Here is an 884-nt window from a genome sequence, read left to right as displayed (position 1 = left end):
CAATGAGGTACTGACGCTCATCATGGGCCGTGAGATGACCGGGCTCGACGCGATTCGAGCGTAAGAGTCGGTCCGGAAAGTTTTTTAGTTCGAGCAGAGCCTTCTGAGCATAAGTCGGATCGACGCCAGTTTGAGGAACGCAAGGGCGTTGCGCGACAGGTTCTCGAAGTCCTTGGCCAGCCTGCGGCAGCGTCCCAGCCAGGCGAAGGTCCTCTCGACAACCCATCTGCGCGGCAAAACCTTAAAGCCCTTGGCGCAGTCGGAGCGCTTTATGATTTCGGTCGCAAGGCCCGGCATGGCCTTCTTCTGTCCCTTGGCGAAGACAGGCCCCTGATAGCCGCCATCGGCGAACAGCTTCTTCAAAAAGGGATAGCGCCCGAACAGCGTGTTGAGGACCAGCACGCCGCCGTCGCGATCCTGAATGTCGGCCGGATGAACCAGCGCATGAAGCAGCAGCCCTACCGTATCGACGAGGATGTGGCGCTTCTTGCCCTTGATCTTCTTGCCCGCATCATACCCGCACGGGTCGATGCGTATCCCCCTTTTTCGGCGCTTTCGACGCTCTGACTATCAATGATGCAGGCTGTCGGACTGACTTCGCGGTCCATCGCTTCGCGGCATTTCACGTAGAGTTCCTCGTGGAGGCGACCCAGCGTCCCGTCCCACCCGCCCGATTGCAACAGGTCGGCTTGCATCAGGCTCGTCGGTCACAACTGCTGACGTATATCCGGCTTCCTGATGCGGCTGGACAATGTCTTCGCCGCGAGCTCGATGGATTTTCGCGCGCTTCCACCTCATCGGCCCCTAGACATTGGCCGAAGCCAAGCCGGTCCACACACCAGGTTCGAGAAGCGACGGAATGACCGTTTTGCCATCTCCTGCCA

The 884-nt window shown here is 59.5% G+C and carries 1 pseudogene; it reads right to left on the bottom strand.

Annotated elements, in window-relative coordinates:
* Positions 1-84: 84 nt before the first annotated feature.
* Positions 85-656 (bottom strand): annotated as a pseudogene (locus tag ACK8OU_RS20330) (IS5 family transposase); the annotation flags it as partial.
* Between the last annotated feature and the right edge of the window lie 228 nt (positions 657-884).

This window comes from Pontitalea aquivivens (assembly GCF_046507575.1).
Lineage (GTDB): Bacteria > Pseudomonadota > Alphaproteobacteria > Rhodobacterales > Rhodobacteraceae > Pontitalea > Pontitalea aquivivens.
The sequence above is the reverse complement of the archived record's forward strand: the minus strand, read 5'-3'. Positions and strand labels throughout refer to the sequence as shown.